Raw genomic sequence first — 26,669 nt, forward strand, 5'->3', positions numbered from 1 at the left:
ACAAAAGTACTCCCCAAGTACGTTTAACTTACCGTCCACCGCGTCTCTGATGCCGCACACGACAACACCGTTTCCAGATAAGCCTGAATCCCCATTGCTACATCACTGCAAGTCACCGATTCATCAGGATGATGACTGACCCCACCTTTGCAGCGCACAAATAACATCCCTACCGGCCAACACTCCGCCACCGCAATGGCGTCATGACCTGCGCCGCTGGGCAGCGCTAATGAGCGCCCCTGCACCTGACTAACACTGGCACTAATGTGTTGCTGCAAATTATCATCACAGCCGGTTGCATTGATGTGGTAAAACTCTTGCGCTGCAAAAGTCAGGCCACGGCGCGCCGCTATCACCTCAGCTTGCGCCAATAAATGAGCCAATAACTTGCTGGCGCTACTGTCCTGCGGCCCCCGAATATCCAGAGTCAGCTTCACCTCCCCCGCAATCACATTCACCGCACCAGGCAAACAGGCCAGAGTCCCCACCGTCGCCACCAAATGCTCGCCATAGCTCTCGGCTAACCGCTCAACGGAACAAATCCATTCCGCTGCACCCGCTAATGCATCCTGCCGCAGCCCCATTGGCACGGTACCAGCATGACCCGCCAGCCCGGTAAAGTGGCAATTCAGACGACGAGCACCATTGATTGCGCTCACCACACCCAATGCCAAACCGGCCTTTTCCAAACTCGGCCCTTGCTCAATATGCAATTCAAGATAGGCACATAAATCACGGGTTGCCCGCTGCGCTTGAGCAACCGCCATCGGATCGAGGCCGACATTCGCCATCGCCTGCGCCACACTGACCCCCTCGGCATCTGTTTTACTCAACCAATCTGCGGGCCAACGGCCGGTAATTCCTTTACTGCCGAGCAACGTGATGCCAAACCGTGTCCCTTCTTCGTCGGCAAAACCAATCACCTCAATGGCAACCGGTAAGCGCCGCTGTTGGCGGTGTAAGTAGCCCACCACCTCCAATGCGCCTAATACCCCCAGCATGCCATCATAACGGCCGGCATTGCGCACTGTATCAAGATGAGAACCCAGTAATATGGCTGGTGCATCAGATTGCAAACCTTCATAACGGCCACAGATATTTCCGACCGGATCCTGCCAAACCTGCATGCCAACCGCCCGCATCCATTCCCCCACTTGCTGATTTGCCCGCAAATGCTCAGGAGACAAATACACTCGCGTCAGCATATCGGGGGACTCACTGATTGCCGCCAGCACATCACAACGGGCTAATACCCGTAATGCGGCTTGCTCTGCCTCGGCATCAGGCAGGGTAACGGCCATCAGTTTTGTTCAACCTGATAGACACCCCACGCCGCTTGCAGCCCAGCGCCCTGAACAGTGACAAACCCTAACCGGTTCAACACCGCTTCAAGAGCTACCAGTGTTTGCATCACACAATCTTTACGGGCGTTATACCCCATCGTGCCTATACGCCAAATTTTGCCATTCAGCGGCCCAAACGAAGTACCTATCTCAATACCAAAATCATTCAACATCAATTGCCTAACTTGTTCACCGTGGATCCCCGCCGGAATGACCACGCCCAACACATTGTTCATGCGATGCTTCAGGTCACCGAAAACGGCAAGCCCCATGCCTTGAATCCCCGCGAGCAATGCCGCGCCGTGCAAGGCATGACGCGCAATGCCGTTATCCAAACCTTCCTCCAGCATCACCCGCGCACATTCTCGGGCGGCGAACAACATGCTGGTCGCCTCAGTATGATGATTCAGGCGCTCCGGCCCCCAATAATCCATGATCATGCCCAGATCAAAGTAATTGGAATAGATCATCTCTTCATCGCCATCAGCATGATCCGCCGTGCGGATCCCCTGTTCAATACAGTTGCGACGCCGAATTTGTTCAGCAAATCGTGGACTCAGCGTCACCGGAGAACTGCCCGATGGCCCACCGAGGCACTTTTGTAGCCCAGCCGAGACTGCATCCAGTCCCCATGCATCTGTTTCCAATACGTTTCCACCTAATGATGCAGTGGCATCGGTATAAAATAGCACTTGATGACGGCGGCAAATTTCGCCCAGTTCGGCCAGCGGTTGCAACATGGTGGTTGATGTGTCGCCCTGTACCGTCAACAACAGGCGCGGGCGCACTTTCTTGATGGCATCCTCAATCATATCCGGTGTGAATACTTCGCCCCACGGCACTTCAATGATATGGACCTCGGCGCGGCAACGGCGGGCAATTTCACATAACAAATGGCCGAAACGACCAAAAACCGGCACCAGCACTTTATCGCCCGGTCGAATAGACGACAGCAAAACAGCCTCGATACCGGCGCGGGAGGTGCCATCAACCAACATCGTCCACTGATTTTTAGTGCGGAAAACACCGCGATACAGCGCCATCACCTGATTCATATAATCCGTCATCGCCGGATCATATTGCCCGATCAACTGGCTTGCCATCGCGCGCAGTACCCGTGGATCGGCATTGATCGGCCCCGGCCCCATCAGCAACCGTGCCGGTGGATTAATCTGACTAAACAACGGGTTATGGTTAACTGCCGACATAGAAAATCTCCATTCTTATATGAATCAGTAAAATGTTTCCTACAAACCACGCACTGAGGATATAAATTGTTTTAATTCAGCTGTTTGTGGCTGAGCAAATAACGCACGACTTTCGCCCTGCTCCCACACCCGCCCCTGATGCATAAACACCACACGGTCACCGACTTCACGCGCAAAATTCATCTCATGGGTTACCAGAATCAAGGTCATGCCTTCAGCAGCTAGCTGCTCAAGAACTTTTAGCACTTCTCCCACCAGCTCAGGATCCAGTGCAGAGGTAATTTCATCACACAACAAGACCTTAGGTTGCATCGCCAACGCGCGGGCAATGGCCACTCGTTGCTGCTGGCCGCCAGAAAGATTGGCAGGGTAATAATCCATCCGATCCGCCAGCCCGACTTTGGTCAACATCTCTGCTGCCAGGTCACGACACTCGGCAGCGCTCTTTTTCAAGACTCGGCGCGGTGCCAGCATCACATTCTCAAGTGCAGTCATATGCGGGAACAAATTGAAGTTCTGAAATACCATCCCCACTGAGCGGCTAATTTCACGCGCTTGCGAATCGCGGTTGGTCACCGTCATCCCGCCGAGTTTGATACTGCCGTCCTGATAGCCTTCCAGCCCATTCATGCAGCGCAGCAAGGTGCTTTTACCTGAACCGCTGCGGCCAATGATCGAAATGACTTCGCCGATCTCGATATCCAGATCCACCCCTTTCAGCACATGATTCTGGCCATAGTATTTTTGAACCTGATTAATGGTGATCAGCGGCATGGAATTTCTTCTCCAGATAATGGCTGTAACGCGACAAGGGATAACACATCAGGAAATAGCCCAGCGCCACCAAGCCAAACACTTTAAATGGCTGATAAGTGACATTATTTAACATAGTTCCGGCTTTGGTCAGCTCAACAAAACCGATGATGGATGCCAGCGCCGTCCCTTTGATGACTTGCACTGAAAACCCCACCGTAGGTGCAATCGCAATACGCGTCGCTTGTGGCGCAATCACCCGAAATAAGGTTTGGCTGAAACTCAGGCCCAAACAGCGGGAGGCTTCCCACTGACCTTTCGGTAAAGCATCAATACTGCCACACCAGATATCCACCAGAAAGGCACTGGTGAACAGCGTCAATGCCATCGCCGCCGCCGCCCACGGACTGACATCAATGCCCAACAGTGCCAACCCGAAGAAAGCCAAAAACAGCTGCATCAATAGCGGTGTGCCCTGAAATAGCTCGGTGTAACCGCGGACAAAAAGTGTCATCCAGCGCCAACGGCTCAAGCGCATCAGCATCAGCGGCAATGTCACCAAAGTCCCGCCGAGAAAGGCGGTCAATGACAGTAGCAGCGTCCAGCGAGCTGCCAGCAGCAGGTTGCGGGTGATATCCCAATCAGTAAACATCATGAGGCACGGCTCCCAAAGAATCGGCGTCCAGCCGCCAACAACAACTGACGCATCGCAATAGACAACAACAGGTACAGCAATGTGGTCACCAAATAGACCTCAAAACTGAGGAAGGTACGTGACTGAATCAGGTTGGCAGCAAATGTCAGTTCTTCGAATGACACCTGCGACACCACCGCAGAGCCGAGCATCACTATGATGCATTGGCTGACCAGTGCTGGATAAATGCGCTGCAATGACGGTGGTAAAATCACCCGAAAAAATGTCTGACTGCGGCTCAAACCCAGTACTCTTCCCGCTTCCCACTGACCTTTGGCACTGGCCTGAATCCCGGCGCGGATAATCTCCGTGCTGTAAGCGCCTAAATTTATTGTCATCGCCAACACCGCAGCCTGCCCGGCGCTTAATTTCAACCCCAGCGTCGGTAAACCAAAAACGATGAAAAACAACTGCACCACAAAAGGGGTATTACGCACAATTTCCACATAACCGCTCCATACTCGCCGCAAGATGACTTTATTAAGCCGAGGGTCATGACTACAGCGGATCGCCGCGCCGACAATCCCCAGTGCGATCCCCCCCAAGGTTGCGATAGCCGTCAGCTCAATAGTGATCAATAAACCCGATAACAACTCGGGCAGATAGGGCCACAGAGCAGGAAAATTCAGCTGATAGGTCATCGCTCGCTCCTGTTATGCACCGAGATCGGCTGGTAACGGGGCTTTCAGCCATTTTTCGGACAAGCCATTCAGGGTTTTATCTTGCAAAGCTTCAACAATCAGCGCATCAACCTTAGCTTTCAGTGCCGGTTCCCCCTGACGTAAACCGATATAACACGGTGAGTCTTTCAGCATAAATTTCGCCACAGGTGCCTGAGCTGGATTCTGACGGGCCAAGGCACTTACCACCAAATTTCCGGTTGCCAGATAATCCACCTGCCCGGACAAATAGGCTGATAACGTGGTGTTGTTATCCTCATAACGTTTTATTTGGGCATCTTTGGGCGCTAACTCACTCAGCACCATATCTTCTACCGCCCCGCGCGTCACACCGACAGTTTTACCGGCCAGTTGCTCTGGCTGTTTCAGTGCATCCTCTTTCGCACCAAAAACACCAAGGAAAAACGGCGCATACGCACGACTAAAGGCGATCGCTTTTTCCCGCTCAGGATTTTTACCCAAGCTGGAAATCACCAAATCCACTTTATCGGTTTGCAGATAAGGAACGCGGTTAGCGCTGGTCACTGGCACCAGTTGCAACTTTAGTTTCATTTTATCGGCCAGATAATGCGCCATATCGATGTCATAGCCTTGCGGCTGAAGATCCGTTCCGACGGAACCAAATGGGGGGAAATCCTGCGGAACAGCTACTCGTAACACGCCACGCTGTTGAATTTGCTCTAATTGATCAGCTAATACAGCGGGAACCTGGACCAATATCAGTGCTGCACCCAGTAATGCCAACAACCGCTTTTTCATGTTCATAGCTTATCTCCGATAATGCAGTAATGAAACAATGGATTCTTAAAACCAAATTACTGAAACCATCGTTGCAACTACTGTGCCAATAAACCACCAAGATGAAAGTCCCATTATTAGTGGCATCACGCTATGTAGGGAATAAATCGGAGGAATAAATCGGAGCAGATATTCACAAAAAAAGTGCAGAAGGATAATTTATTTGCACCATAGAGAGGCAATCAATCACAAACAATGCTAACTGAAAGGGAAGCGTGCCGTTGGGGTCGAAAGCGGCTTACGCCGCCGGAGCGCCCCTAGGTACGATAACCCTTTCAAACACTGAAGTTAACGTTGCTCCAGCTCGCCGAAAGCGTCATACAAATCAGCAATTTGATGAATGCGCTGTCGGCCCTGTGTCAACATTTCATGCAGCAACGCATTACTGAGTAAATTTGCCAAACTCATGGCCGAAGAATAACTGTCAAAGGCAGACACACTGTCGAGCGGCGTAGTTAACCGCCAGTGTGCTAATGACAGCAACGACTGGGCTTGCGGCTCACAAATCAGCAAGGTAGGCACACCTTGCACCTGCATTTGCAGCAAAATTTCGCGGATAACTTTCGGGCGGCGTCGGAATGCCACCACCACCACCACATCACGCGGCCCGGCATCGACTAACTCCTCTGACAATGTTTGCCCTGCTTGCGGGATTAACTGGACAGACTGACGAACCTGCAACAATTGCTGGCGTAGATGCAAAGCAATCGGATAACTGTTACGTAACCCCAATAACAAGATACGCGGTGCCCGCATCAAGGCATTGATAATGTCGCTAAATTGCTGGCTATCTAATTGATTTACCCAATGAGTCAGGTTTGCCATTTCCTGCTTATAATGGCGCGCCAACAAGGTATTCCCTTGCACAGCATCGCGATTATCGGTCAGCGGCATTCCGCTTTGGCGCAAGGTTCGCACCTCTTCCCGCATTTCTCGATAGCTGCTATAACCCAGCCGTTTAAACAGGCGGCTGACCGTCGCCTTAGACACGCCACTCAGCCGCGCCAACTCGGCGCTGTTGTAACTGATCAAGTCATCAAAATGACCAAAAATAAAATCGGTAACGCGCTGCTCCTGCGGGGTTAATTGCGCGTAATGCGCCCGCAAACGCTCATCAATCTGTTTCATACCCTTCTCCGGCCAATGAAACTATCGTTTCAGCATAGGCATTTTCGCGGAACATAGCACACAAGTCCCCAGCGCTAATATGAGAATTTTCATTCGTTACATAAAATCCGACATTGTGGAACGCCTCTTGCTTAGTTTCTGCTACCTCAGTTTTCTATTTCAATAAATGGGTGATAAGGAAAGCAGAAATGATCAACAGCAACATGGCACCGCAAGGAATGGCGGTTACCCCACATCATTTAGCCAGTGAAAGTGCCCTCGCTGTATTACGTGAAGGCGGCAACGCAATTGAAGCCATGGTCGCAGCGGCGGCCACCATAGCGGTGGTTTATCCACATATGAATGGACTGGGTGGCGATGGTTTCTGGCTGATTGTCCCGCCCAATGGCGATCCGATTGCCATCGATGCCAGTGGAGCCGCAGGTGAGCTCGCGACGCTTGAGCGCTACAGCACATATCAACAGATCCCGCACCGTGGGCCGCAAGCCGCATTGACGGTTGCCGGAACTGTCGGCGGCTGGGAAGAAGCGCTGAATGTTGCTCGCGAACTCGGTGAAAATACCCTGCCACTGCGCCGCTTACTGGCAGATGCGATTACCTACGCTACACGCGGTATTCCGGTCACCCCGTCCCAAGAAGCAGCCACCCGAGCTAAATCCAATGAGCTGGCTGAATTCACTGATTTTACCGACGTTTTTATACCGCAAGGCAATATTCCAACAGCGGGCGAACACTTTGTTCAGCCGCAATTGGGCCAAACGCTGACAGCGCTGGCAGAGCAAGGGCTAAGTAGCTTTTATCGCGGCCCGCTAGCTGAAAAAATCATCATTGATATTACCGCCGCAAAAATGCCGATTACCGCCCAAGATCTGGCGCAATATCGGCCTAAACGCTGTACACCTCTGCGGCTACGCCACCAGCAAGGTGAAGTCTTCAACCTGACGCCACCGACGCAAGGTTTGGTATCACTGGCGATTCTCGGATTGGCTGACCGCAAATCGGTCGCCCAAATGAGTGAAGGTCAAACCATTCACACCCTCGTGGAGGCAACCAAACTCGCCTTTGGGCTGCGTGATCAGGTGATTACCGATCCGCTGTGGATGGAGCATTGTCCACAATCCCTACTGGAAAAAGAGCCGCTCGACCAACTGGCGGCTTACATCAATAGCGAGCAAGCCGCCAATTGGGGCAGTGGTCGCGGGCCAGGTGATACCGTCTGGATGGGGGTGATCGACAACAATGGGCTGGCGGTTTCCTTTATTCAGAGTATTTATCATGAATTTGGTAGTGGAGTGCTACTGCCCACGACGGGCATTATTTGGCAAAACCGTGGCGCATCTTTCAGTCTTGATCCCAAGCATCTGCTAGCGTTAGCGCCGGGAAGACAGCCATTTCACACCTTAAACCCTGCCGCTGCCCGCCTGAAGGATGGCCGAACCCTGGTGTATGGCGCGATGGGCGGAGATGGTCAGCCACAAACCCAAGCGGCGGTGTTTATCCGCCACATTGTGCAAGGCTTGCCCTTACAACAATCCATCACCGCACCACGCTGGCTATTGGGGCGCACGTGGGGGGAAAGCTCTGACTCACTGAAATTGGAGGCACGTTTCGGGGCCGAAACCCTTGATTACCTGCGCCAACGCGGGCATCAGGTTGAACTACTACCCGATTTTAGCGAGGTTGTCGGCCATGCCGGAGCTATTGTTCGCCACCGTAATGGCATGTTAGAAGGCGCATTTGACCCACGCAGTAATGGCAGCGCCGCCGGTTATTGATTTCATCCACAATTTACTTATTCAGCACAGGAATTGTCATGAAAGAAACATCAGAAAAAAATGCTATGGATTGGGCTGCTTACATTCGGCAAATGGAAATATTATTAGCATTAGAGTTGGACGACACCCGCCGCGCGGCATTGCTACAACAATTTGAACGCATTGCTACTATGGCTGGCCCCTTGATGGCGCTGCCTCTGGATGAAAAGCAAGAGATAGCCGGGGTATACCGGTTATGAAACAGATTTCAACTCTGACTATCACCGAAATTCAGCAAGCGCTCAATCAGGGTGAATTATCCGCACAAGAAATAGCCTTACACACGTTGGATACCATCAGCGCGGCCAATCCCGCGATCAATGCTTATACCCATATCACCGCAGATCGTATGCTCAGTGAAGCATATCGGCTGGATACCTTACGCGCCAAAGGGCAAGCTCTGCCCGCCTTGGCAGCCATTCCCTATGCGGTAAAAAATCTGTTTGATGTGGCGGGTGAAACCACGCTTGCCGGAGCCAGCCTGTTTTGTGAACGCGCGCCAGCGAGGCAAGATGCGCCGGTTATTTCACGCCTCGCTCAACAAGGGGCTATGTTGTCCGGCATGCTGAATATGGATGCTTACGCCTATGGTTTTACCACCGAAAACAGCCATTACGGTGCCACGCGTAATCCGCGCGATGTTAACCGTATTGCTGGTGGCTCCTCCGGTGGATCGGCGGCAGCGGTTGCTGCGGGGCTGGTTAATTTCGCGCTTGGCAGCGATACCAACGGCTCTATTCGGGTTCCGGCTTCGCTATGCGGTATTTTCGGGCTGAAGCCGACTTTTGGCCGATTATCACGCCGCGGCACTCACCCATTTGTCGCCAGTTTGGACAGTATCGGCCCGATGGCGCGCTGCACGCAAGATTTAGCCGCCGTCTATGATGTGATGCAAGGAACGGATATTCAGGACAGTTTTCAATCGGATAAACCTGTCTCACCCTGTCTGAATTTACTCTCGCGTGGTCAGCATGGCTTGCGAAGTGCCGTGCTGGGCGGGTATTTCCAGCAATGGTGTGACGATGATGCCAAAGCTGTGGTGCAGGTCGTCGCCAAAGGGCTGGAAGCGACCACCGAAGTCGAGATGCCACAGAGTGATTTGGCCCGCACAGCCGCATTTATCATCAGTGCTGCCGAAGGCGGAAATCAGTATCTCCCTGCCCTAAGAAAATCGCCACAACGTTTTGAGCCGCACTCACGGGAACGGCTATTAGCCGGAGCCATGCTACCAGCAAGTTGGTATATTCAGGCCCAACGTTTTCGCCACCATTTCCGTCAACAAATCCTGCCGTTATTTGAACATTGGGATATTTTGATTGCGCCCGCAACACCTTGCAGCGCCACTATTATTGGTCAGGAGATGATGCGAATCAATGATACCGAGCTCCCCATTCGCGCCAGTATGGGGATGCTAACCCAGCCTATTTCGTTCCTCGGCCTGCCAGTGGTAACCGTCCCATTGAGAACGGCTGGCGGCCTGCCAATCGGGGTGCAACTCATTGCCGCACCGTGGCGCGAAGACCTCTGTTTACGTGCCGCTTATGCATTAGAACAACAAGGATTAGTGAGCGCGCCGGTCAGTAGCGTTATTTAGGAAGCACCTTTCGATGGGAGCAATAAAATGAAAAATGAATTTATCGATCGCCCAGCGATCCTTGCACAGGTGAATGAAGCATTTTACCGCTATGAACAGGCGTTGATTAGCAACGATATTCCGGTATTGGATGAATTGTTTTGGCACGATAGCCGCACTGTGCGCTTTGGTGCGGGAGAGGATCTGTTTGGCATTGATGCCATCAGAGCGTTTCGCCAGAGCCGACCATCAAAAGGTTTGGATCGTACTTTAGAGAATACGGTGATCACCACTTTTGGTGAGGACATAGCGGTTGCCAGTACCGAATTCTACCGTGAAGGCACTTCACGAGTCGGCCGACAGATGCAAACATGGGTTAAGCTGCCCTGCGGCTGGCGGATTGTGGCAGCGCATGTGAGTTTTATTTCGGAGTAAAGTTTGGTTTGGTGATCAGGTTCGGTGGTTAAAGCATGGGAGCATTGTTTCGGTTGATTAAGTGATCTCGTTCGGTTGTTAAAACTTCACGGCCCACTTAACCTCCGATGAACCAACCGCCAAAGGGGGCAGCGGCCCCCTTGTGGAATCCTGCGCTTGCGCACGTATCGCCTGCCCACTGCGTGGGTTCCCTCACTCATCATTTCGCTGACGGGACGGCTTTACGCGGGTCCCTCCGCGTGACGCCTAAATCCGCCGTCCATGGCGGATTTCCCTTGCTACATTCTTCACTCGGCTGCTCAAATATGCTTTTAACATCAAGACCAAAACCATCGTTTTTGGTCTTGAATTAGATTTTGACGTTGAGCGCAATCAGGAATATTGCCGACAAGGATGGAGGGTAGAGTGAGCGGGCATGGACGCCCGCGAAAAGCGCGCTTGGGCAGGGATGCCCATCGCGCTGGCTCGTCAGCCCGAAAGACGCAGGAGGTTTACCCGTAGGGCAATATTTCGCGCAAGCCGCAGGTGCAGGAGGGCCGGCTTGCCCTCCTGCTCGGTTGAGGCCGCGGAGGTAAAGTGATCACTGAACGAATATCAACCGAAAGATGATCCGGTCTGCTCTAACAACCGAACTAAATCACTTAATCAACCATCAACCAAACCTACCCAAAACTAAACTGAATTAAAGTGAGGTAAAATTTATCTATTGGTTTATCACCCTTATTTATCTAATACTGTCGCTCTTTTCAATTCAGAATAATTCGTTATGACACAAAAAACCGAAAACGCCGGTTTAAGCCCAGCATTGATTGTCTTGATGTCGGTCGCTACCGGACTGGCGGTTGCCAGCAACTATTATGCCCAGCCATTGCTGGAAACCATTGCACAAGCCTTTAATCTTTCGGTCAATCAGGCCGGTTTCATCGTAACAGCGGCTCAGTTAGGCTACGCGGTGGGGTTAATGTTCCTGGTTCCTTTGGGGGATATGTTTGAGCGGCGCGGGTTGATTGTCGGCATGACTCTGCTGGCAGCTGGCGGCATGCTGATTACCGCGATGTCGCAAAACCTCGCAATGATGATTGTCGGCACCGCTCTCACCGGCTTGTTCTCCGTGGTAGCGCAATTGCTGGTGCCCTTAGCCGCCACACTGGCTGCACCGGAAAAACGCGGCAAAGTGGTCGGCATCATCATGAGCGGCCTATTGTTGGGTATTTTACTGGCACGAACGGTGGCAGGCGCATTGGCCTCCATCGGGGGATGGCGGACCATTTATTGGGTTGCCAGTGTATTAATGATAATCATGGCGTTGATTCTATGGCGCTATCTGCCGCGCTATAAGCAACATTCCGGCCTCAATTATGGTCAGTTGCTCGGCTCAATATTTTCTTTATTTATCCGTACCCCGGTGCTGCGCACCCGCGCCTTACTGGGTGCACTGTCATTTGCCAACTTTAGTGTCTTGTGGACGTCAATGGCTTTCCTGCTGGCTTCACCGCCTTTTGGCTATTCAGAAGCCACCATCGGGCTATTTGGTTTGGTCGGGGCGGCGGGTGCATTAATGGCCACTAAAGCGGGTCAACTGGCAGATAAAGGAAAGGCGCGGATAACCACCAGCGTGGGTTTGATATTATTGCTGTTGTCATGGATCCCAATAGCCCTGGGACAGCATTCAATCATTGCGCTGATAATCGGGATTATCGTGTTAGATCTGGCCGTTCAAGGGGTGCATGTCACCAATCAGAGCGTGATATACCGCATGATGCCAGAAGCCAGAAATCGCTTAACTGCGGGTTATATGACCACTTACTTTATTGGTGGGGCATTAGGTTCCCTGATTTCAGCCGCCGCCTATCAACATGCAGGCTGGTATGGTGTGGCGCTTGCCGGACTGGTGCTGTGTATCTTGAACATCACCACCTGGTTGGCGGGTAAACGCTTTGATCCCCCAGCTAATCAACCGGTCGAGTAACCTTGATTAGTTAGCTAACTAATAATCAATTGAGATATAAATTTGGGTTATAGGGTATTAAGACAATTACCACTCTGGTAATGTTACTTAACTTTATCCTATATCCTAAATAATTCGAGTTGCATGTGCGTTGGCTGCTCTCTCGCACATGCGGCTTGAAGTATGACGGATATATAACTCAAATTACCGATAGCTGACCCTATGCAAAGCCAAACTACCGACTCCCCCTCGACGGCCCAGCCGACCGCCACCTTTATTGAAGGAATAACCGATAGCCTACCGATTGTTATCGGTTATCTACCCGTCGCTTTTGCCTTTGGTTTGAGTTCGGTAAAACTTGGCTTTACTCCGTGGGAAGGTATTTTCTTTTCTTGCATTATTTATGCCGGAGCCAGCCAATTCGTGATTACCGCCCTGCTCAGCGCGGGGATGTCATTGTGGGTTTCCGCCTTGACCGTGATGGCTATGGATGTCCGCCATATATTGTACGGGCCTGCACTGAAACACCGCATTGTAACCAAATTATCTGGCAAAAAAACGGCGCTGTGGGCCTTTGGTCTTACTGATGAAGTGTTTGCCGCCGCCACAACCAAGCTAATGAAAGATCAACGGCGCTGGAGCGAAAACTGGATGCTTGGCATCGCGTTCACCTCTTGGTTGTCTTGGGTGGCTGGCACCGCTATCGGCGCGATGTTTGGTAATGGGCCGCTGGAAAATTACCCGGCGATTGAAGCATCACTCTCCTTTATGCTCCCGGCGCTATTCCTCAGCTTCTTATTGGCCTCGTTCAAACGCCAATACAGCCTTACCGTTATTGCTTCACTGACCGGAGCCTTGCTGGGCGTGCTGCTGTTCTCTATTCCGGTGGCTATTTTGGCCGGTATTGGCGGCGGATGCCTGGCAGCCCTACTCCAACCCGTCCCCGAGGCCGTTATAGAAAATAACGAGAGTGATAAAGAGGAGCCGAAGCCATGAATATGGATGTTGTGATCATTGGTTTGGTGGTGGGAACGGTCAATTACCTGTTTCGTTATCTGCCGCTGCGCCTTGGGCCTGCCCGTAAACAAGCAGGCCTGCAACGAGGGAAAGTCTCCCTGTTGCTAGACAGCATCGGGATCGCCTCTATCTGCGCGTTGTTGGTGGTTTCCAGTACCCCGGAGATAGTGCATAACCCACAGAAATTAATTCCTACACTAATTGGTTTTTTAGTTATCTGCGGATGCTTTTATAAAACCAGCAGTATTATCTTCGCCACGTTACTGGGAGCACTCAGTTACGGCCTGACATTCAAATTACTGATGATTTTGGCATGACAATTTGCCTGAATTGTGAACTGAAACACAATATCCTTACAATTAATAATACTAATTATTCACACACAGTGACTGAATAACACGAATTGCTAAATTTTTCTCTTATTAACCCGTTTACATTATTAGTCACTACCGTTACTGTACCATTTGAAATTAATGAGGCTCCTTATAATGGAAAGTTCCTTTAGTCCCATCGAACAGATGCTTAACTCTCGTGCCAAACGTCAGAAAGATTTCCCTTACCAAGAAATTCTGCTGACGCGCTTATGTATGCATATGCACAGTAAATTGCTGGAAAACCGCAATAAAATGCTGAAAGCTCAAGGGATTAACGAGACCCTGTTTATGGCGCTAATTACGCTGGAAGCACAAGAGAGCCACAGTATTCAGCCGTCAGAACTCAGTGCCGCACTGGGGTCTTCACGCACCAATGCCACCCGTATTGCTGACGAGTTGGAAAAGAAAGGCTGGATTGAACGCCGCGAAAGCCACAATGACCGCCGTTGTTTGCATTTACATCTGACAGAGGCGGGTGTTGAGTTTTTAAATCAGCTACTTCCCCCACAACATAAGTGTCTGCATTTTCTTTGGTCAACACTGGACGCCGACGAGCAGCAACAGCTTGAAACGCTGACGCGCAAGTTGCTGACGCGTTTGGACCAAATGGAAATACCGGAACAATAATTCCACCGGTTCTATCCAGATACATAACTTTATCCAGGTAAATCACTATGTCATCCCCACATAGCTGGAGACTCGCGCCCCTGCTCGTCGTGCTGATACTGGCGGGCTGCGCCTCAAGCGATAATATTGCTCCTCAGTCTCAAATGCTGGATAACCAACAACTGCAATTGGCGCCCCCCAAAGTCAGCTCGTTGGCACTCAGTCCTCAGTGGTGGCGGGTACTGGAAGATCCCCAACTTGATGCTTTGATGTCCCAAAGCTTACAAACCTCGCCTTCGCTTAAACAAGCGGCGGCACGGGTGCGTGAAGCACAAAGCGTAGTGGGTCAGGCTGATGCAGCAAATGGCCCCAACCTGGATCTCAACGGTAGCAGTAAACGGGAAAAAGTTTCGCAAAATACACTACAACCGTTCTTGCAGTCGTATCCTGACAAGCCCTTGTATGAAACCTCCAATACACTTGGCCTGAATCTTAGCTATGAGTTTGATTGGTGGGGTAAATACCGCAATCGGGTCAATGCAGCTAATGCACAAGTTAATGCTGCCCGTGCAGAACAACAGCAGGCCGCGCTGACACTAACCAGCTCAGTGGCATCGGTTTATTACCAATTACAGAGTAATTTTGCCCTGCAAAATGTGTTGCAGCAGGAAGTTGATAATAATGATCGTCTGGCTGAACTGCGCACTAAGCAATATCAGGCGGGCATCTATGGCATTGAAATCCCACAGCAAACAAAAGCTCAGGCGGATACGGCCAAACAACAAATCATTCAACTGCAATCTCAAGGTGAGCAACTGAAACATCAGTTGGCAGCGCTGACAGGGCAAGGCCCGAATGCCACACAAAATTTGCGCCAGGTGCCATTACCCGATATCACCCGCCTGGCCCCTAAAGGCGAGCTGACCACGGATTTACTGGGCAAACGACCGGATATTACTGCTCAGCGCCAACTGGTTGAATCTTATGACCAGCGAGTTAAAGCAGCACGTAAAGAGTTTTATCCCAGCTTATCCATTACCGGATTTGCCGGGCTCTCTACCACTAACTTCCAAGGCACTAACCCTAATCTGTTGGAAGCGGCCAGTCAGGCATGGAACTTTGCTCCAGCCATCTCACTGCCCATTTTCCACGCTGGCGCGTTGCGCAGTAAGTTAGGTGAAGAGTCAGCCCTTTATGATGAAGCAGTTGAATCCTATAACCAAACCATCCTCAATGCTGTGCGGGAAACTGCGGATGCCATCACCATCCAACAAAGCAGTCAACTCCAGCTACAGCAAGCTATATCCGCATCGCAATCCATGCAGAAGGTTTATAACGTCGCCGACGCTCGATATACGGCAGGGATTATCGGGCGCGATGAACTGTTGATTAGCCAGTCGCAATACCTGCAACAGCAGCAATCAGAACTCAATGCCAGCAACAACTTATTGCAGGCCAAGATTGGTTTGATCCGTTCACTCGGTGGTGGCTATCAGGCCCCCGTCAGTGATGGTTCACAAAATAAAATAATATAAATGTGGGGAACACCATGAGTACAAACGCGGAAGCTCAAGTGCCGCAACAACCGCAGAATAAAAAGAAGCAACGTAAACGCGTGCTGCTAATACTGACGGGTATTTTTATTATTATTGGGGTGGCTTACCTTATTTATTGGTTCCTGGTGCTGCGTCATCACCAAGAGACTGATAATGCCTATGTTTCGGGCAATCAGGTACAGATAATGTCACAGGTTCCTGGCAGTGTGGTCAGCGTTAATTTTGAAAATACTGATCTGGTCAAAAGTGGCGATGTGCTGTTAACACTTGACCCAACCGATGCTGAACAAGCTTATGAGCAGGCGAAAACTGCACTGGCAAATACCGTGCGCCAAACCCACCAGCTCATCATTAACAGCAAACAGTATCAGGCCAATATTGCGCTGAAGAAAACTGAACTGAGCAAAGCACAGAATGATCTGAAACGCCGTGTGGTGCTGGGTTCTGTTGATGCAATTGGTCGTGAAGAACTGCAACACGCTCGTGATGCCGTCGATGCAGCACAAGCTTCATTGGATGTGGCGATTGCACAATACAACGCCAATCAGGCGCTGGTTCTGAATACACCTTTGGAAAAACAACCGGCGGTAGAACAAGCTGCGGCCAAACTGCGTGATGCCTGGCTCGCCCTGCAACGCACCAAAGTTGTCAGCCCGATCACCGGTTTTGTTTCGCGTCGCAGCGTGCAAGTGGGCGCTGAAATTGCCAATGGTGCGCCATTGATGGCGGTCATTCCGGCTAATGAAATGTGGATTGACGCTAACTTTAAAGAAACACAATTAGCCAATATGCGTATTGGCCAACCCGCCACGGTAGTCACTGATTTCTACGGTGACGATGTCGTCTTCCAAGGGAAAGTTGTCGGTCTGGATATGGGAACAGGCAGCGCCTTCTCACTGCTACCCGCCCAAAACGCCACCGGCAACTGGATCAAAGTGGTTCAGCGCTTGCCGGTTCGTATTGAACTGGATGCCAAACAGCTGACTGAACATCCGCTACGTATCGGTTTATCAACCACCGTTAGGGTGGACACCGCCGATACCGATGGCCTGGTGTTAGCGCAAAACGTGCGCAAAGAACCGGCATTTGTCACCAATGCGCTGTCATTGGATTTAGCGCCAGTTAATCAAATGATTAGCGACATTGTTCATGCGAATGCGGGTTAATGTTGATGCAAATGCAAGTTAAGCGCGCCGGAGGCCTCTGTGGCACAAAAACCGCTTGAGGGTGCCCAACTAGCCTGGATGACGGTCGCATTATCGCTAGCGACTTTCATGCAGGTGCTGGATTCCACCATTGCAAACGTGGCTATTCCGACGATTGCCGGGGATCTTGGCTCGTCCAACTCCCAAGGCACATGGGTTATCACCTCATTCGGTGTGGCAAATGCGATTTCCATCCCGATCACCGGTTGGCTGGCAAAACGCATCGGTGAAGTCAGATTGTTTCTGTGGTCAACCGGGTTATTTGCACTGGCTTCATGGCTATGTGGCGTGTCAAACAGCCTGGGGATGCTTATTTTCTTCCGGGTCATTCAAGGGCTGGTCGCAGGCCCATTGATCCCATTGTCACAAAGCTTACTCCTGAATAACTACCCGCCCGCGAAGCGAAGTATGGCCCTGGCATTGTGGTCGATGACTATTGTTGTCGCCCCAATCTTTGGGCCGATCCTCGGCGGTTATATCAGTGACAACTATCACTGGGGCTGGATCTTCTTTATCAACATCCCGATCGGACTGGTCGTCATTTTGATGGCCGGCAGTACGCTGAAAGGGCGAGAGACCAAAACCGAAATCAAACCTATTGATACCGTGGGATTGGTATTATTGGTGGTGGGGATCGGTGCCTTACAAATCATGCTCGACCAAGGTAAGGAGCTGGACTGGTTTAACTCAACCGAGATAATCGTCCTGACGGTCATTGCCGTGATTGCCATTACCTTCCTGATAGTGTGGGAGCTAACCGACGACCATCCGGTGATTGATTTGTCATTATTCAAATCGAGAAACTTTACTATTGGTTGTTTGTGTATCAGCCTGGCCTATATGTTGTACTTTGGCGCAATTGTCTTGTTGCCGCAGCTACTACAGGAGGTGTATGGCTATACCGCCACCTGGGCCGGTCTGGCATCAGCGCCAGTGGGTATCTTGCCGGTGTTGCTGTCACCTATCATTGGGCGTTTCTCGCATCGCATTGATATGCGGCAGTTAGTCACATTCAGCTTCATTATGTATGCGGTCTGTTTCTACTGGCGAGCATATACATTCGAACCGGGAATGGACTTTGGTGCCTCGGCGTGGCCACAGTTTGTACAAGGTTTTGCTATTGCCTGCTTCTTTATGCCACTGACAGCGATTACTTTGTCCGGCTTACCGCCGGAGCGTATGGCGGCAGCATCCAGTTTGTCTAATTTCCTGCGAACATTGGCCGGGTCGATTGGTACCTCAATCACCACCACTTTGTGGACGCAAAGAGAGTCGATGCACCATTCGCAGTTGACGGAGTTTGTTAATCCGTTCAATCCGAATGCTACACAGATGTATCAGGATTTAGAGAAGCTGGGGATGAATCAGCAGCAAGCGTCGGCTTATCTGGCGCGAGAAATCACCAATCAGGGGCTGATTATCTCTGCCAATGAGATCTTCTGGCTCTCGGCTGGAGTGTTCCTGTTGCTACTGGCTCTGGTGTGGTTTGCCAAACCGCCATTTACCTCCGGTGGAGGCGGCGGTGCCCACTAACAGACAATACTGAGCAACAAAAAGGGCGCTGACTTATCATCAGCGCCCTTTAAAGTTATCGACAAAGCTATTTTATAGTTCGGAGATTAGCGGGGGCGACTGTACCGATGGGCGCTCCGACGGCTTACGCCGTTACGACCCATTCGGCACATTTCCCCGCTTATCAACTTGTTACTTTATATTTTAGCTATTGTAACGATGAATGAATTAAGCCTGATTTTGGCGCCACCACTCCGACAGCAAAATACCTGTCGCAACTGACACATTCAAACTTTCGACTTTGCCAGTACCGCCGATAGATACACTCACATCACCCTGCTGCCAGGCGCTATCGGTTAGGCCATCACTTTCTTGCCCTAAAACCAGCACCATTTTAGCTGGCAGTTCAGCTTTTGCCAAACTGACACCTTTATGGCTTGAGGTGGTCACGATGGTGTAGCCAGCTTTACGGAAGGTATCCAACACAGAAAGGAAATCATCAGCATTGATTGCTTTGATATGCTCCGCACCGCCTTCTGCTGTACGAACTGCCGCGCCAGACTCCAGCATCGCTGGGTCTTGCAGCAACACGCCGTTGATACCAAAGTGCGCACAGGTACGCATAATGCCGCCCAGATTATGTGGGTTACCCACATCTTCCAGTGCCAGTACACAATCTTTCGCCTGAGTTTGCTGTTGCAGATAAGTTTCTGCATCCAAACCCTGACGTTTCTTAATCAGGAAACACACACCACCGTGGTGTTCAGTACCAGACGCTTTTGCCAGCTCATCTTCTTCAACCACATGATAAGCCTTGCGGTTAGCCGCCATCCATTTCAGCGCTTCGCGAAAACGTGGGGTAACTGACTGCACAAACCAGGCACGCACGATAGCATCTGGGCGGCTTTCAAACAGCGCTTTACAGGCATTTTCGCCATAAACGCGTGTTTCTTCAGCCCGCTGACGACGCAATTGCGCCGGATCCACATGGCTTTTGCCACTGATGCCGCCGTGATCAAACTCAGGTTCTTCTGATAGCGCACGAGACACGGTTTTCCACGGTGAATCGTAAGGGCCATTATTATCAGAACGCGCCGGACGGCTAGGACTCACGCGTTCATTACGGCCGGAATCGTTACGACGTGAGTCATTATTACGCGGTGAACTGCCCCGACCTGCATTATCACCCGGACGACCTTTGCCTGCCGGACGCGGGTTTTTACCCCGGTTATTGCTGTTACGGTCGTCGCTGCTGTTTTCGTCACTGCGGACGTACATCACTTTAACTTTGCCGTTTTTGCCACTAAATGAATCGTTCATTGTCTTCTCCACCAACGCGCAGGGCGCGAAGATTACCTGATGTCTGCTCGGTTAGCCATAAGCAAGCGCTAAAAGCTAGCAACTATCGTATTCATCGAATAAACCATTTTGGCAATGACTTCATTTATACCCATAATAGATAACAACAACGAAACAATTCAGCTCATATTGACTGTCTGGTTTCTCTTAATCTACTCAGATACAAAATAAAGGCTAATTTATGAATACGGTATGTACAGCTTGTATGGCGACAAATCGCCTACCTGAAGCACGTATTGATGACGGCGCTAAATGTGGGCGCTGCGGCCACTCTTTATTTGATGGCAGCGTCATTAATGCCACCGCCGAAACACTGGATAAACTGCTACAAGATGACCTGCCGGTCGTCATCGACTTTTGGGCTCCTTGGTGTGGTCCTTGCCGCAGCTTCGCGCCCATTTTTACAGAGGTTGCCGCAGAGCGCGCCGGAAAAGTTCGCTTTGTTAAAGTCAATACTGAAGCAGAACCGGCACTCAGCACTCGTTTCCGTATCCGCAGCATTCCCACCATTATGCTGTATCGAAACGGCAAAATGGTCGATATGCTTAGCGGCGCATTGCCAAAGACCGCTTTTGATAATTGGCTAAATGAGCAATTATCAGCGGAACCCGCTGCCCGCTAAGCTAGTTTAACTCATTTATCACCATTCGGGGCCGTTCAACTGCCCGATAGAGACAGGTTATAATCCAAAACAACGCCCTGGCAGTTTTCTGTTGGGGCGTTATTTTTCTTTTATGGTATGACTGAGCACTGGGGTTGATTAGAATAGCGCTATTTCTTCAGGAGTCCGTCGTGACTGAATCATCTACTACCGACCAGGCTTTGCCTACGGTCATAACGACGGGAAATGCAGTACTGCGGTTACGCCAGCAGCGGTTATCCGCGTCTACCCGCCCGTATCGCGCCCGTGGTTGCCGCGCTATTCGCTGCCAAGGCTGCCTGCTGACTGAGCGTTTTTGTTTGTGTGATACCATCAAACCACAACCGGCCAGCAGCCGCTTTTGCCTGATCATGTTTGATACCGAACCCCTTAAGCCCAGTAATACCGGCCGCCTAATTGCTGATACTCTGCCAAACACTCAAGCCTTCCTCTGGGCGCGAACAGAAGTTGATCCTGAGCTGTTAGCCGCAATACGTGACCCTTCTCGCCAGCCTTATGTGGTGTTTCCGGAAAAATATGCCGCCCCTGGCCGGCAGGTACTCAATCAATTACCTGTAAGTGATAAACCACCGTTATTTATTTTACTGGATGGTACCTGGACTGAAGCTAAAAAAATGTTCCGCCGAAGCCCGTATCTTTCCGAACTACCTATGTTGTCGCTGAATGTCAGTAACTCCTCGGATTATCTACTGCGGGAAGCACAACGCCCGGAACAACATTGTACTGTCGAGGTTGCCGCCGCCCTGCTGCAACAAGCCGGTGATATTCAGGCAGCGGATGGATTAACCGCACATTTCCATTATTTCCGTCAGCAATATTTAGCCGGAAAACCTCATCATCCAGTGGGCCGAGTCACAGCAAGTATCGAAGATATCGCATAAAATCAGTAAAGCAGCCTCTAACTTATGCAACTTGAAAGATGACGGGGATAATATGAGCCAACGTGGATTAGAAGCACTACTACGCCCGAAGTCTATTGCCGTTATTGGTGCCTCTGAAAAACCGGAGCGTGCAGGTTTTCTGATGATGCGTAATCTGCTGGATGGCGGGTTCAATGGCCCAATCCTCCCTGTCACCCCTACTCATAAAGCAGTTTGCGGTGTATTGGCTTACGTCAATATCGCCAGCCTGCCCATCACGCCTGACTTAGCCATTTTATGTACCCATAATCGCCGTAACCTAACGCTGCTGGAGGATTTGGGTACCCGTGGCTGTAAGGCTGTGATTATCCTGTCGGCGGCAACTGAACAATTTCCTGAGCTAAAAGCCTGCGCGCAGCGTCACCACATGCGCCTGCTTGGCCCAAACAGCTTAGGTTTGCTGGCACCCTGGCAAGGGTTAAATGCCAGCTTCTCGCCAGTCCCTATCAAAAAAGGCCGACTGGCGTTTATCTCCCAGTCAGCTGCGGTAGCTAACACCATTTTGGACTGGGCACAGCAACGGGAAGTGGGGTTCTCTTATTTTATTGCGCTGGGCGATAGCCTGGATATTGATGTCGATGACTTACTCGACTTTCTTGCCCGAGACGGTAAAACCAGCGCTATCATGTTGTATATTGAGCATATTAGTGATGCGCGTCGCTTCTTATCGGCTTCACGTAGTGCTTCACGCAATAAACCGATTCTGGTGGTAAAAAGTGGCCGCAGCCAACGCGCCCAACAGTTACTTAATGGTCAACAAGGGTTGGACGCCGCCTATGATGCCGCTATTCAACGTGCTGGCCTGTTGCGGGTTCAGGATACTCACGAGCTATTTTCGGCAGTAGAAACGCTGAGTCATATGCATCCACTGCGCGGTGAGCGGCTACTAATTGTGAGTAATGGGGCAGCCCCGGCGGCGATGGCATTAGATGAGTTAATTAGCCGTAACGGTAAGTTGGCTACACTCTCTGATAGTACCCAATCCGCGCTGAGTGCAGCGCTACCACCTTTTGTTTCCTTACGTAACCCAATAGACCTGCGAGATGATGCTAGCGCCGAGCGCTATTTAGCGGCGCTTAAACCCTTATTGGACAGTACCGATTATGACGCGCTACTGCTGATCCACTCACCGAGTGCTGCGGCACCAGGCAGTAAAACTGCTGAGTTATTGATATCGGCCATCCGCCAGCACCCACGTGGCAAGCGTATTACTTTGCTAACTAACTGGTGCGGTGAATATTCATCACAAGATGCCCGGCGTTTATTTACGGAAGCCGGTATCCCGACCTATCGCACACCAGAAGGCGCGATAACCGCGTTTATGCACATGGTGGAATACCGCCGTAACCAAAAACAGTTGAAAGAAACACCGGCGTTGCCTGTCGGCCTCACTGCCAATACTGCCCATGTACACCAGCTAATTCGCCAGGCGCTGGCAGAAGGAACAACTCAACTGGATACCCATGAAGTGCAGCCGATCCTTGAAGCCTATGGCTTGAGCATGCTACCAACCTGGATTGCCAGTGATAGTGTAGAAGCGGTACACATCGCCGAACAGCTAGGATACCCGGTGGCCATCAAGCTCCGCTCGCCAGATATTGCGCACAAGTCAGAAGTTCAGGGAGTCATGCTATACCTGCGTACCGCAATGGAAGTGCAACGAGCCGCAGACGATATCCTCGATCGCGTGAAACGGACTTATCCTCAAGCCCGCATCGACGGTTTACTGGTACAAAGTATGGCAAACCGCGCTGGAGCACAGGAGCTGCGGATTGCTGTCGAGCAAGATGCCATCTTCGGCCCACTGATTATGCTTGGGGAAGGCGGTATTGAATGGCACCATGAAACACAGGCCGCAGTTGCATTACCGCCACTGAATATGGCATTAGCCCGCTACCTGATTATTCAGGCGGTCAAAGGTGGAAAAATCCGTAACCGTGGTTCACTGCAACCTTTGGATATCCCGGGGCTAAGTCGCTTGCTGGTGCAGGTCTCTAACCTGATTCTTGATTGCCCTGAAATCTCACGTTTAGATATTCATCCCGTGCTTGCTTCTGGCAGTGAGTTCACGTTACTGGATGTATCAATGCAGTTGGCGCCTGTTACTGGTGACCCACAAGCGCGGCTGGCAATTCGCCCCTACCCACACGAGTTAGAACAAACCGTGGTGCTAAAAGACGGATCTGATTGCCTGTTTCGCCCCATCTTGCCGGAAGATGAACCGCTACTAAAATTATTTATCGATCAAGTGACTAAAGAAGATCTCTATTATCGCTACTTCAGCGAAATCAACGAATTCAGTCACGACGATTTGGCTAATATGACCCAAATTGACTATGATCGTGAGATGGCCTTTGTTGCTGTGCGCCAAACTGAGGCAGGGCCGGAAATCATTGGCGTTACACGCGCGCTCTCCGATCCTGACAATATAGATGCAGAATTTGCGGTATTGGTGCGCTCAGATCTAAAAGGGCTGGGGCTGGGACGAGAATTGCTTGAGAAAATGATCCAGTACACCCGCAGCCACGGCTTAACACGCCTAACCGCGGTCACTATGCCCAACAACCGCGGCATGATAGGGTTGGCGAAAAAACTGGGTTTTAGTATTGATGTGCAGATGGAGGATGGGATCGTTAATCTAGAGCTGGCACTTTGATTTCAATAACATGAATCACTGTGATATAGCCCACATAGATAAGTGATTCGGTCTACGGTTGGCAAAACTTGCGCACAATCCGGAAAAGTAGTGGTATTATCGCCCGACTCTATGGATTAGTGTTTTTTTGGATATGGCGGTTCTGCCATCAAATAACAAGAGAAGAAGCGCACTGTGATGTTGTCAAAATTCAAACGTAGCAAACATCAACAACACCTTGCACAACTGCCCAAACTCCCCCAGCCAGTTGATGATGTCCAAACGCTTTATTGCCCCAAGGTTTTCCGCTCTACTCTGCTGGAATTGATAGGCCAGGCGACCAAACGTATCTATCTGGTGGCGCTTTACCTTGAGCAGGATGATGCAGGCCGTGATGTGATGAGTGCCCTCTATCAGGCCAAGCAGCGGCATCCTGAGTTAGAAATTTGTGTATTAGTAGACTGGCATCGTGCTCAGCGTGGCCGTATTGGGGCCGCCGCCGTTAATACTAATGCAGATTGGTATTGTGAGATGGCAGAGAAGCATCCGGACGTCTGTGTTCCGGTTTATGGTGTCCCGGTGAATACCCGCGAAGCCCTTGGCGTATTGCATCTGAAAGGTTTTGTCATTGATGACACCGTTATTTACAGCGGTGCCAGCATCAATGACGTCTATCTCTATCAAAATGATAAGTATCGCTATGATCGCTACCAATTAATCACAAATCCATCATTGGCCAATATTATGGTTGATTATGTGAAGCAGCGGATTCTGAGCGCAGGTGCTGTTCAACGCCTCGATCGCACCGATCGACCGACTAATCCCGAGATCAAAAATGAAACCCGGCAGTTTCGCTCATCACTGCGAGATATCGGTTATCAATTCCCAGCACAGGCTGGTAATGATGAGTTAGCAGTGACTCCGTTGGTTGGGCTAGGTAAAAAGAGCCAACTCAACAAGACAATTCATCATTTAATGGCTTCTGCTGATGAACGCCTCACTATCTGCACGCCCTACTTCAATCTGCCCGCATTGTTAGTTCGCAATATCATTTATCTGCTGCGCGAAGGTAAACAGGTTGAGATTATTGTTGGCGACAAAACAGCAAACGATTTTTATATTCCCGAAGATCAACCGTTTAAAATTATCGGTGCTCTGCCGTATTTATACGAAATCAACTTGCGCCGTTTTCTCAGCCGATTACAGCGCTTTGTGGATAATGGTCAACTGATTGTTCGTTTATGGAAAGATGGTGACAATACTTATCATCTGAAAGGAATGTGGGTAGATAATAACTGGCAGCTGATTACAGGTAATAACCTGAACCCACGTGCATGGCGTCTGGATCTGGAAAATGCCATATTGATCCACGATCCTAAGCATGAGATGCATGAGCAGCGTGCAAAAGAGCTGGAATGTATTAGAACTCATACTAAAGTTGTTTCACACTACCTTGAACTTGAGAATATTCAGCAATATCCGGTCAAGGTACGTAAGCTGATCCGCCGCTTACGCAGAATTCGTATCGACCGGCTGATTAGTCGCATTCTGTAAATCTAAAACAAAAAACCCGGGACTATCCGGGTTTTCTACCTCTTGCCAAGGGAGAGACTGCATGTGGTACTCACCTTATCTTCGCCCTTTAATTTTTGCCCCGCTACTTTTCGCCAGTTCTGCATGTACCCATACGGCCAATGACAGTTGGACAGGGAAGGATAAAGCACAACATTTCTTTGCCTCTGCCGCATTGGCTGCTGCGGGTACAGCCTATGGCGAACATCAGAATTGGTCTGATGCAAGAAGCCGTAATTTCGGTCTGTTATTTTCGATAGGTATCGGCGCGGGCAAAGAACTATATGATAGCCGCCGAGGTGGTACTGGCTGGAGTTGGAAAGACTTTGCCTGGGATGTCGCAGGCGCGGTGACTGGCTATAGCCTCTATCAGGCAGTCAATTGAAGCGTTACCCTACTTGTCGAATATCATGCTCGGGTCGTCTCAGAACCGTAAAACAAAAAAGGCCACCCGCCAAGGTAGCCTTCTCTTTTATGTGGCTTTTTACGCACAAAAATCCACGCCAAACTCCACGCAAAAAACTATTTCTATCGTTTTTTGTATTTCACACATAGCAAAAACCCCACGCTTTTGGCATGGGGTCTTGGCTTGATTTGATGCCTGGCAGTGTCCTACTCTCGCATGGGGAGACCCCACACTACCATCGGCGCTACGGCGTTTCACTTCTGAGTTCGGCATGGGATCAGGTGGGACCACCGCGCTATGGCCGCCAGGCAAATTCTGTTTCAATTAACTCGCTACACAGTTCCCTGCACAGCCAGCCAATCCAATCTGGAATCATCGCTGAAAATTAATATCTGTCTCTCAAATCCAAAACACCTTCGGTGTTGTAAGGTTAAGCCTCACGGATCATTAGTACTGGTTAGCTCAATGCATC

Annotated in this window: 24 protein-coding genes and 1 rRNA gene; 16 read left to right on the forward strand and 9 right to left on the reverse strand. The window is 50.6% G+C overall.

The window, feature by feature from the left end; all coding sequences use genetic code 11:
- Positions 1 to 23 precede the first annotated feature (23 nt).
- The 7 genes from hpxK to QSV56_RS04075 form a co-directional block, all read right to left on the reverse strand.
- On the reverse strand, positions 24 to 1,301 hold the full coding sequence (hpxK, locus tag QSV56_RS04045) for an allantoate amidohydrolase (protein WP_050162331.1): 1,278 nt from the start codon (positions 1,299 to 1,301) through the stop codon (positions 24 to 26).
- Entirely contained in the window at positions 1,301 to 2,551 is a 1,251-nt protein-coding gene (locus QSV56_RS04050; protein ID WP_050321668.1) for an alanine--glyoxylate aminotransferase family protein, read from the reverse strand. Before QSV56_RS04050 ends, hpxK begins: the two co-directional genes overlap by 1 nt.
- A 39-nt stretch (positions 2,552 to 2,590) precedes the next feature.
- Positions 2,591 to 3,325: an amino acid ABC transporter ATP-binding protein gene (locus tag QSV56_RS04055; RefSeq protein ID WP_019082492.1), complete on the reverse strand. Its 735-nt coding sequence runs from the start codon at positions 3,323 to 3,325 to the stop codon at positions 2,591 to 2,593.
- Positions 3,306 to 3,959: an amino acid ABC transporter permease gene (locus QSV56_RS04060; RefSeq protein ID WP_301210840.1), complete on the reverse strand. Its 654-nt coding sequence runs from the start codon at positions 3,957 to 3,959 to the stop codon at positions 3,306 to 3,308. Before QSV56_RS04060 ends, QSV56_RS04055 begins: the two co-directional genes overlap by 20 nt.
- A complete protein-coding gene (locus QSV56_RS04065; RefSeq protein ID WP_050162333.1) occupies positions 3,956 to 4,639 on the reverse strand; it encodes an amino acid ABC transporter permease in 684 nt (227 codons plus the stop codon). Before QSV56_RS04065 ends, QSV56_RS04060 begins: the two co-directional genes overlap by 4 nt.
- 12 nt (positions 4,640 to 4,651) lie before the next feature.
- Positions 4,652 to 5,443, reverse strand: a complete 792-nt coding sequence (locus QSV56_RS04070; protein WP_019081381.1) for a transporter substrate-binding domain-containing protein — start codon at positions 5,441 to 5,443, stop codon at positions 4,652 to 4,654.
- A gap of 321 nt (positions 5,444 to 5,764) precedes the next feature.
- Positions 5,765 to 6,604 (reverse strand): MurR/RpiR family transcriptional regulator, encoded by an 840-nt coding sequence (locus tag QSV56_RS04075; RefSeq protein ID WP_005164995.1) that lies wholly within the window; start codon positions 6,602 to 6,604, stop codon positions 5,765 to 5,767.
- 188 nt (positions 6,605 to 6,792) lie between these two features.
- Between QSV56_RS04075 and QSV56_RS04080 the strand changes: the two genes are divergently transcribed.
- The 11 genes from QSV56_RS04080 (at position 6,793) to emrB (ending at position 18,665) form a co-directional block, all read left to right on the forward strand.
- Positions 6,793 to 8,379 carry a gamma-glutamyltransferase family protein gene (locus QSV56_RS04080; protein ID WP_301210843.1) on the forward strand — a complete coding sequence of 529 codons (1,587 nt, stop codon included), beginning with the start codon at positions 6,793 to 6,795 and terminating at the stop codon, positions 8,377 to 8,379.
- A gap of 38 nt (positions 8,380 to 8,417) precedes the next feature.
- Entirely contained in the window at positions 8,418 to 8,618 is a 201-nt protein-coding gene (gene hpxX / locus QSV56_RS04085; RefSeq protein WP_005164999.1) for an oxalurate catabolism protein HpxX, read from the forward strand.
- Complete coding sequence (locus QSV56_RS04090) at positions 8,615 to 10,012, forward strand: AtzE family amidohydrolase (RefSeq protein ID WP_050130691.1); 1,398 nt, start codon at positions 8,615 to 8,617, stop codon at positions 10,010 to 10,012. The genes hpxX and QSV56_RS04090 overlap by 4 nt, the downstream gene beginning before the upstream one ends.
- A gap of 27 nt (positions 10,013 to 10,039) precedes the next feature.
- Positions 10,040 to 10,426: an oxalurate catabolism protein HpxZ gene (hpxZ, locus tag QSV56_RS04095; RefSeq protein WP_301210846.1), complete on the forward strand. Its 387-nt coding sequence runs from the start codon at positions 10,040 to 10,042 to the stop codon at positions 10,424 to 10,426.
- A gap of 766 nt (positions 10,427 to 11,192) precedes the next feature.
- The gene (locus QSV56_RS04100) at positions 11,193 to 12,395 is read left to right on the forward strand and encodes an MFS transporter (RefSeq protein ID WP_301210848.1); all 1,203 of its coding nucleotides are present in this window, start codon (positions 11,193 to 11,195) and stop codon (positions 12,393 to 12,395) included.
- Between the two features lie 201 nt (positions 12,396 to 12,596).
- Positions 12,597 to 13,370 carry an AzlC family ABC transporter permease gene (locus QSV56_RS04105; RefSeq protein WP_019081387.1) on the forward strand — a complete coding sequence of 258 codons (774 nt, stop codon included), beginning with the start codon at positions 12,597 to 12,599 and terminating at the stop codon, positions 13,368 to 13,370.
- Complete coding sequence (gene ygaH / locus QSV56_RS04110) at positions 13,367 to 13,708, forward strand: L-valine transporter subunit YgaH (protein WP_019081388.1); 342 nt, start codon at positions 13,367 to 13,369, stop codon at positions 13,706 to 13,708. The genes QSV56_RS04105 and ygaH overlap by 4 nt, the downstream gene beginning before the upstream one ends.
- Before the next feature lie 171 nt (positions 13,709 to 13,879).
- Positions 13,880 to 14,392: a transcriptional repressor MprA gene (gene mprA, locus QSV56_RS04115; protein ID WP_005165011.1), complete on the forward strand. Its 513-nt coding sequence runs from the start codon at positions 13,880 to 13,882 to the stop codon at positions 14,390 to 14,392.
- Between the two features lie 47 nt (positions 14,393 to 14,439).
- Positions 14,440 to 15,906 (forward strand): efflux transporter outer membrane subunit, encoded by a 1,467-nt coding sequence (locus tag QSV56_RS04120; protein ID WP_046051504.1) that lies wholly within the window; start codon positions 14,440 to 14,442, stop codon positions 15,904 to 15,906.
- A 14-nt stretch (positions 15,907 to 15,920) separates the two neighbouring features.
- Positions 15,921 to 17,093 (forward strand): multidrug efflux MFS transporter periplasmic adaptor subunit EmrA, encoded by a 1,173-nt coding sequence (gene emrA, locus QSV56_RS04125; RefSeq protein WP_019081390.1) that lies wholly within the window; start codon positions 15,921 to 15,923, stop codon positions 17,091 to 17,093.
- 39 nt (positions 17,094 to 17,132) lie between these two features.
- Positions 17,133 to 18,665: a multidrug efflux MFS transporter permease subunit EmrB gene (emrB, locus tag QSV56_RS04130; protein WP_011816951.1), complete on the forward strand. Its 1,533-nt coding sequence runs from the start codon at positions 17,133 to 17,135 to the stop codon at positions 18,663 to 18,665.
- 207 nt (positions 18,666 to 18,872) lie between these two features.
- Here the strand turns inward: emrB and QSV56_RS04135 are convergent, their stop codons facing one another.
- Positions 18,873 to 19,964 carry a tRNA/rRNA methyltransferase gene (locus tag QSV56_RS04135; RefSeq protein WP_301210856.1) on the reverse strand — a complete coding sequence of 364 codons (1,092 nt, stop codon included), beginning with the start codon at positions 19,962 to 19,964 and terminating at the stop codon, positions 18,873 to 18,875.
- A 220-nt stretch (positions 19,965 to 20,184) separates the two neighbouring features.
- Here QSV56_RS04135 and trxC point away from each other — a divergent pair, with 220 nt between their 5' ends.
- From trxC to QSV56_RS04160, 5 genes are all read left to right on the forward strand, one after another.
- On the forward strand, positions 20,185 to 20,625 hold the full coding sequence (trxC, locus tag QSV56_RS04140) for a thioredoxin TrxC (protein ID WP_026018050.1): 441 nt from the start codon (positions 20,185 to 20,187) through the stop codon (positions 20,623 to 20,625).
- Positions 20,626 to 20,795: 170 nt separating this feature from the next.
- Positions 20,796 to 21,545 carry a tRNA-uridine aminocarboxypropyltransferase gene (locus QSV56_RS04145; protein ID WP_301210860.1) on the forward strand — a complete coding sequence of 250 codons (750 nt, stop codon included), beginning with the start codon at positions 20,796 to 20,798 and terminating at the stop codon, positions 21,543 to 21,545.
- Between the two features lie 52 nt (positions 21,546 to 21,597).
- Positions 21,598 to 24,240 (forward strand): bifunctional acetate--CoA ligase family protein/GNAT family N-acetyltransferase, encoded by a 2,643-nt coding sequence (locus tag QSV56_RS04150; protein WP_046051507.1) that lies wholly within the window; start codon positions 21,598 to 21,600, stop codon positions 24,238 to 24,240.
- A 177-nt stretch (positions 24,241 to 24,417) separates the two neighbouring features.
- Positions 24,418 to 25,773, forward strand: a complete 1,356-nt coding sequence (gene pssA / locus QSV56_RS04155) for a CDP-diacylglycerol--serine O-phosphatidyltransferase (RefSeq protein ID WP_026018051.1) — start codon at positions 24,418 to 24,420, stop codon at positions 25,771 to 25,773.
- Positions 25,774 to 25,834: 61 nt separating this feature from the next.
- Positions 25,835 to 26,176, forward strand: a complete 342-nt coding sequence (locus tag QSV56_RS04160) for a YfiM family lipoprotein (protein ID WP_019081396.1) — start codon at positions 25,835 to 25,837, stop codon at positions 26,174 to 26,176.
- Between the two features lie 214 nt (positions 26,177 to 26,390).
- Here the strand turns inward: QSV56_RS04160 and rrf are convergent.
- Positions 26,391 to 26,506 (reverse strand): 5S ribosomal RNA (rrf, locus tag QSV56_RS04165).
- Positions 26,507 to 26,669 lie beyond the last annotated feature (163 nt).

The sequence above is a fragment of the Yersinia sp. 22-579 genome, assembly GCF_030433455.1.
Taxonomy (GTDB): Bacteria; Pseudomonadota; Gammaproteobacteria; order Enterobacterales; family Enterobacteriaceae; genus Yersinia; species Yersinia enterocolitica.

Bases quoted from the DNA above. Each gene is read 5' to 3' on its own strand.
- QSV56_RS04080 (WP_301210843.1), top strand. From the start codon at position 6,793: ATGATCAACAGCAACATGGCACCGCAAGGAATGGCGGTTACCCCACAT.
- QSV56_RS04135 (WP_301210856.1), bottom strand. From the start codon at position 19,964: ATGAACGATTCATTTAGTGGCAAAAACGGCAAAGTTAAAGTGATGTAC.
- pssA (WP_026018051.1), top strand. From the start codon at position 24,418: ATGTTGTCAAAATTCAAACGTAGCAAACATCAACAACACCTTGCACAA.
- QSV56_RS04150 (WP_046051507.1), top strand. From the start codon at position 21,598: ATGAGCCAACGTGGATTAGAAGCACTACTACGCCCGAAGTCTATTGCC.
- hpxX (WP_005164999.1), top strand. From the start codon at position 8,418: ATGAAAGAAACATCAGAAAAAAATGCTATGGATTGGGCTGCTTACATT.
- QSV56_RS04065 (WP_050162333.1), bottom strand. From the start codon at position 4,639: ATGACCTATCAGCTGAATTTTCCTGCTCTGTGGCCCTATCTGCCCGAG.
- QSV56_RS04120 (WP_046051504.1), top strand. From the start codon at position 14,440: ATGTCATCCCCACATAGCTGGAGACTCGCGCCCCTGCTCGTCGTGCTG.
- QSV56_RS04090 (WP_050130691.1), top strand. From the start codon at position 8,615: ATGAAACAGATTTCAACTCTGACTATCACCGAAATTCAGCAAGCGCTC.
- trxC (WP_026018050.1), top strand. From the start codon at position 20,185: ATGAATACGGTATGTACAGCTTGTATGGCGACAAATCGCCTACCTGAA.
- emrA (WP_019081390.1), top strand. From the start codon at position 15,921: ATGAGTACAAACGCGGAAGCTCAAGTGCCGCAACAACCGCAGAATAAA.
- QSV56_RS04055 (WP_019082492.1), bottom strand. From the start codon at position 3,325: ATGCCGCTGATCACCATTAATCAGGTTCAAAAATACTATGGCCAGAAT.
- QSV56_RS04070 (WP_019081381.1), bottom strand. From the start codon at position 5,443: ATGAACATGAAAAAGCGGTTGTTGGCATTACTGGGTGCAGCACTGATA.
- hpxK (WP_050162331.1), bottom strand. From the start codon at position 1,301: ATGGCCGTTACCCTGCCTGATGCCGAGGCAGAGCAAGCCGCATTACGG.
- QSV56_RS04160 (WP_019081396.1), top strand. From the start codon at position 25,835: ATGTGGTACTCACCTTATCTTCGCCCTTTAATTTTTGCCCCGCTACTT.
- QSV56_RS04105 (WP_019081387.1), top strand. From the start codon at position 12,597: ATGCAAAGCCAAACTACCGACTCCCCCTCGACGGCCCAGCCGACCGCC.
- QSV56_RS04100 (WP_301210848.1), top strand. From the start codon at position 11,193: ATGACACAAAAAACCGAAAACGCCGGTTTAAGCCCAGCATTGATTGTC.
- hpxZ (WP_301210846.1), top strand. From the start codon at position 10,040: ATGAAAAATGAATTTATCGATCGCCCAGCGATCCTTGCACAGGTGAAT.
- QSV56_RS04075 (WP_005164995.1), bottom strand. From the start codon at position 6,604: ATGAAACAGATTGATGAGCGTTTGCGGGCGCATTACGCGCAATTAACC.
- mprA (WP_005165011.1), top strand. From the start codon at position 13,880: ATGGAAAGTTCCTTTAGTCCCATCGAACAGATGCTTAACTCTCGTGCC.
- QSV56_RS04060 (WP_301210840.1), bottom strand. From the start codon at position 3,959: ATGATGTTTACTGATTGGGATATCACCCGCAACCTGCTGCTGGCAGCT.
- ygaH (WP_019081388.1), top strand. From the start codon at position 13,367: ATGAATATGGATGTTGTGATCATTGGTTTGGTGGTGGGAACGGTCAAT.
- QSV56_RS04050 (WP_050321668.1), bottom strand. From the start codon at position 2,551: ATGTCGGCAGTTAACCATAACCCGTTGTTTAGTCAGATTAATCCACCG.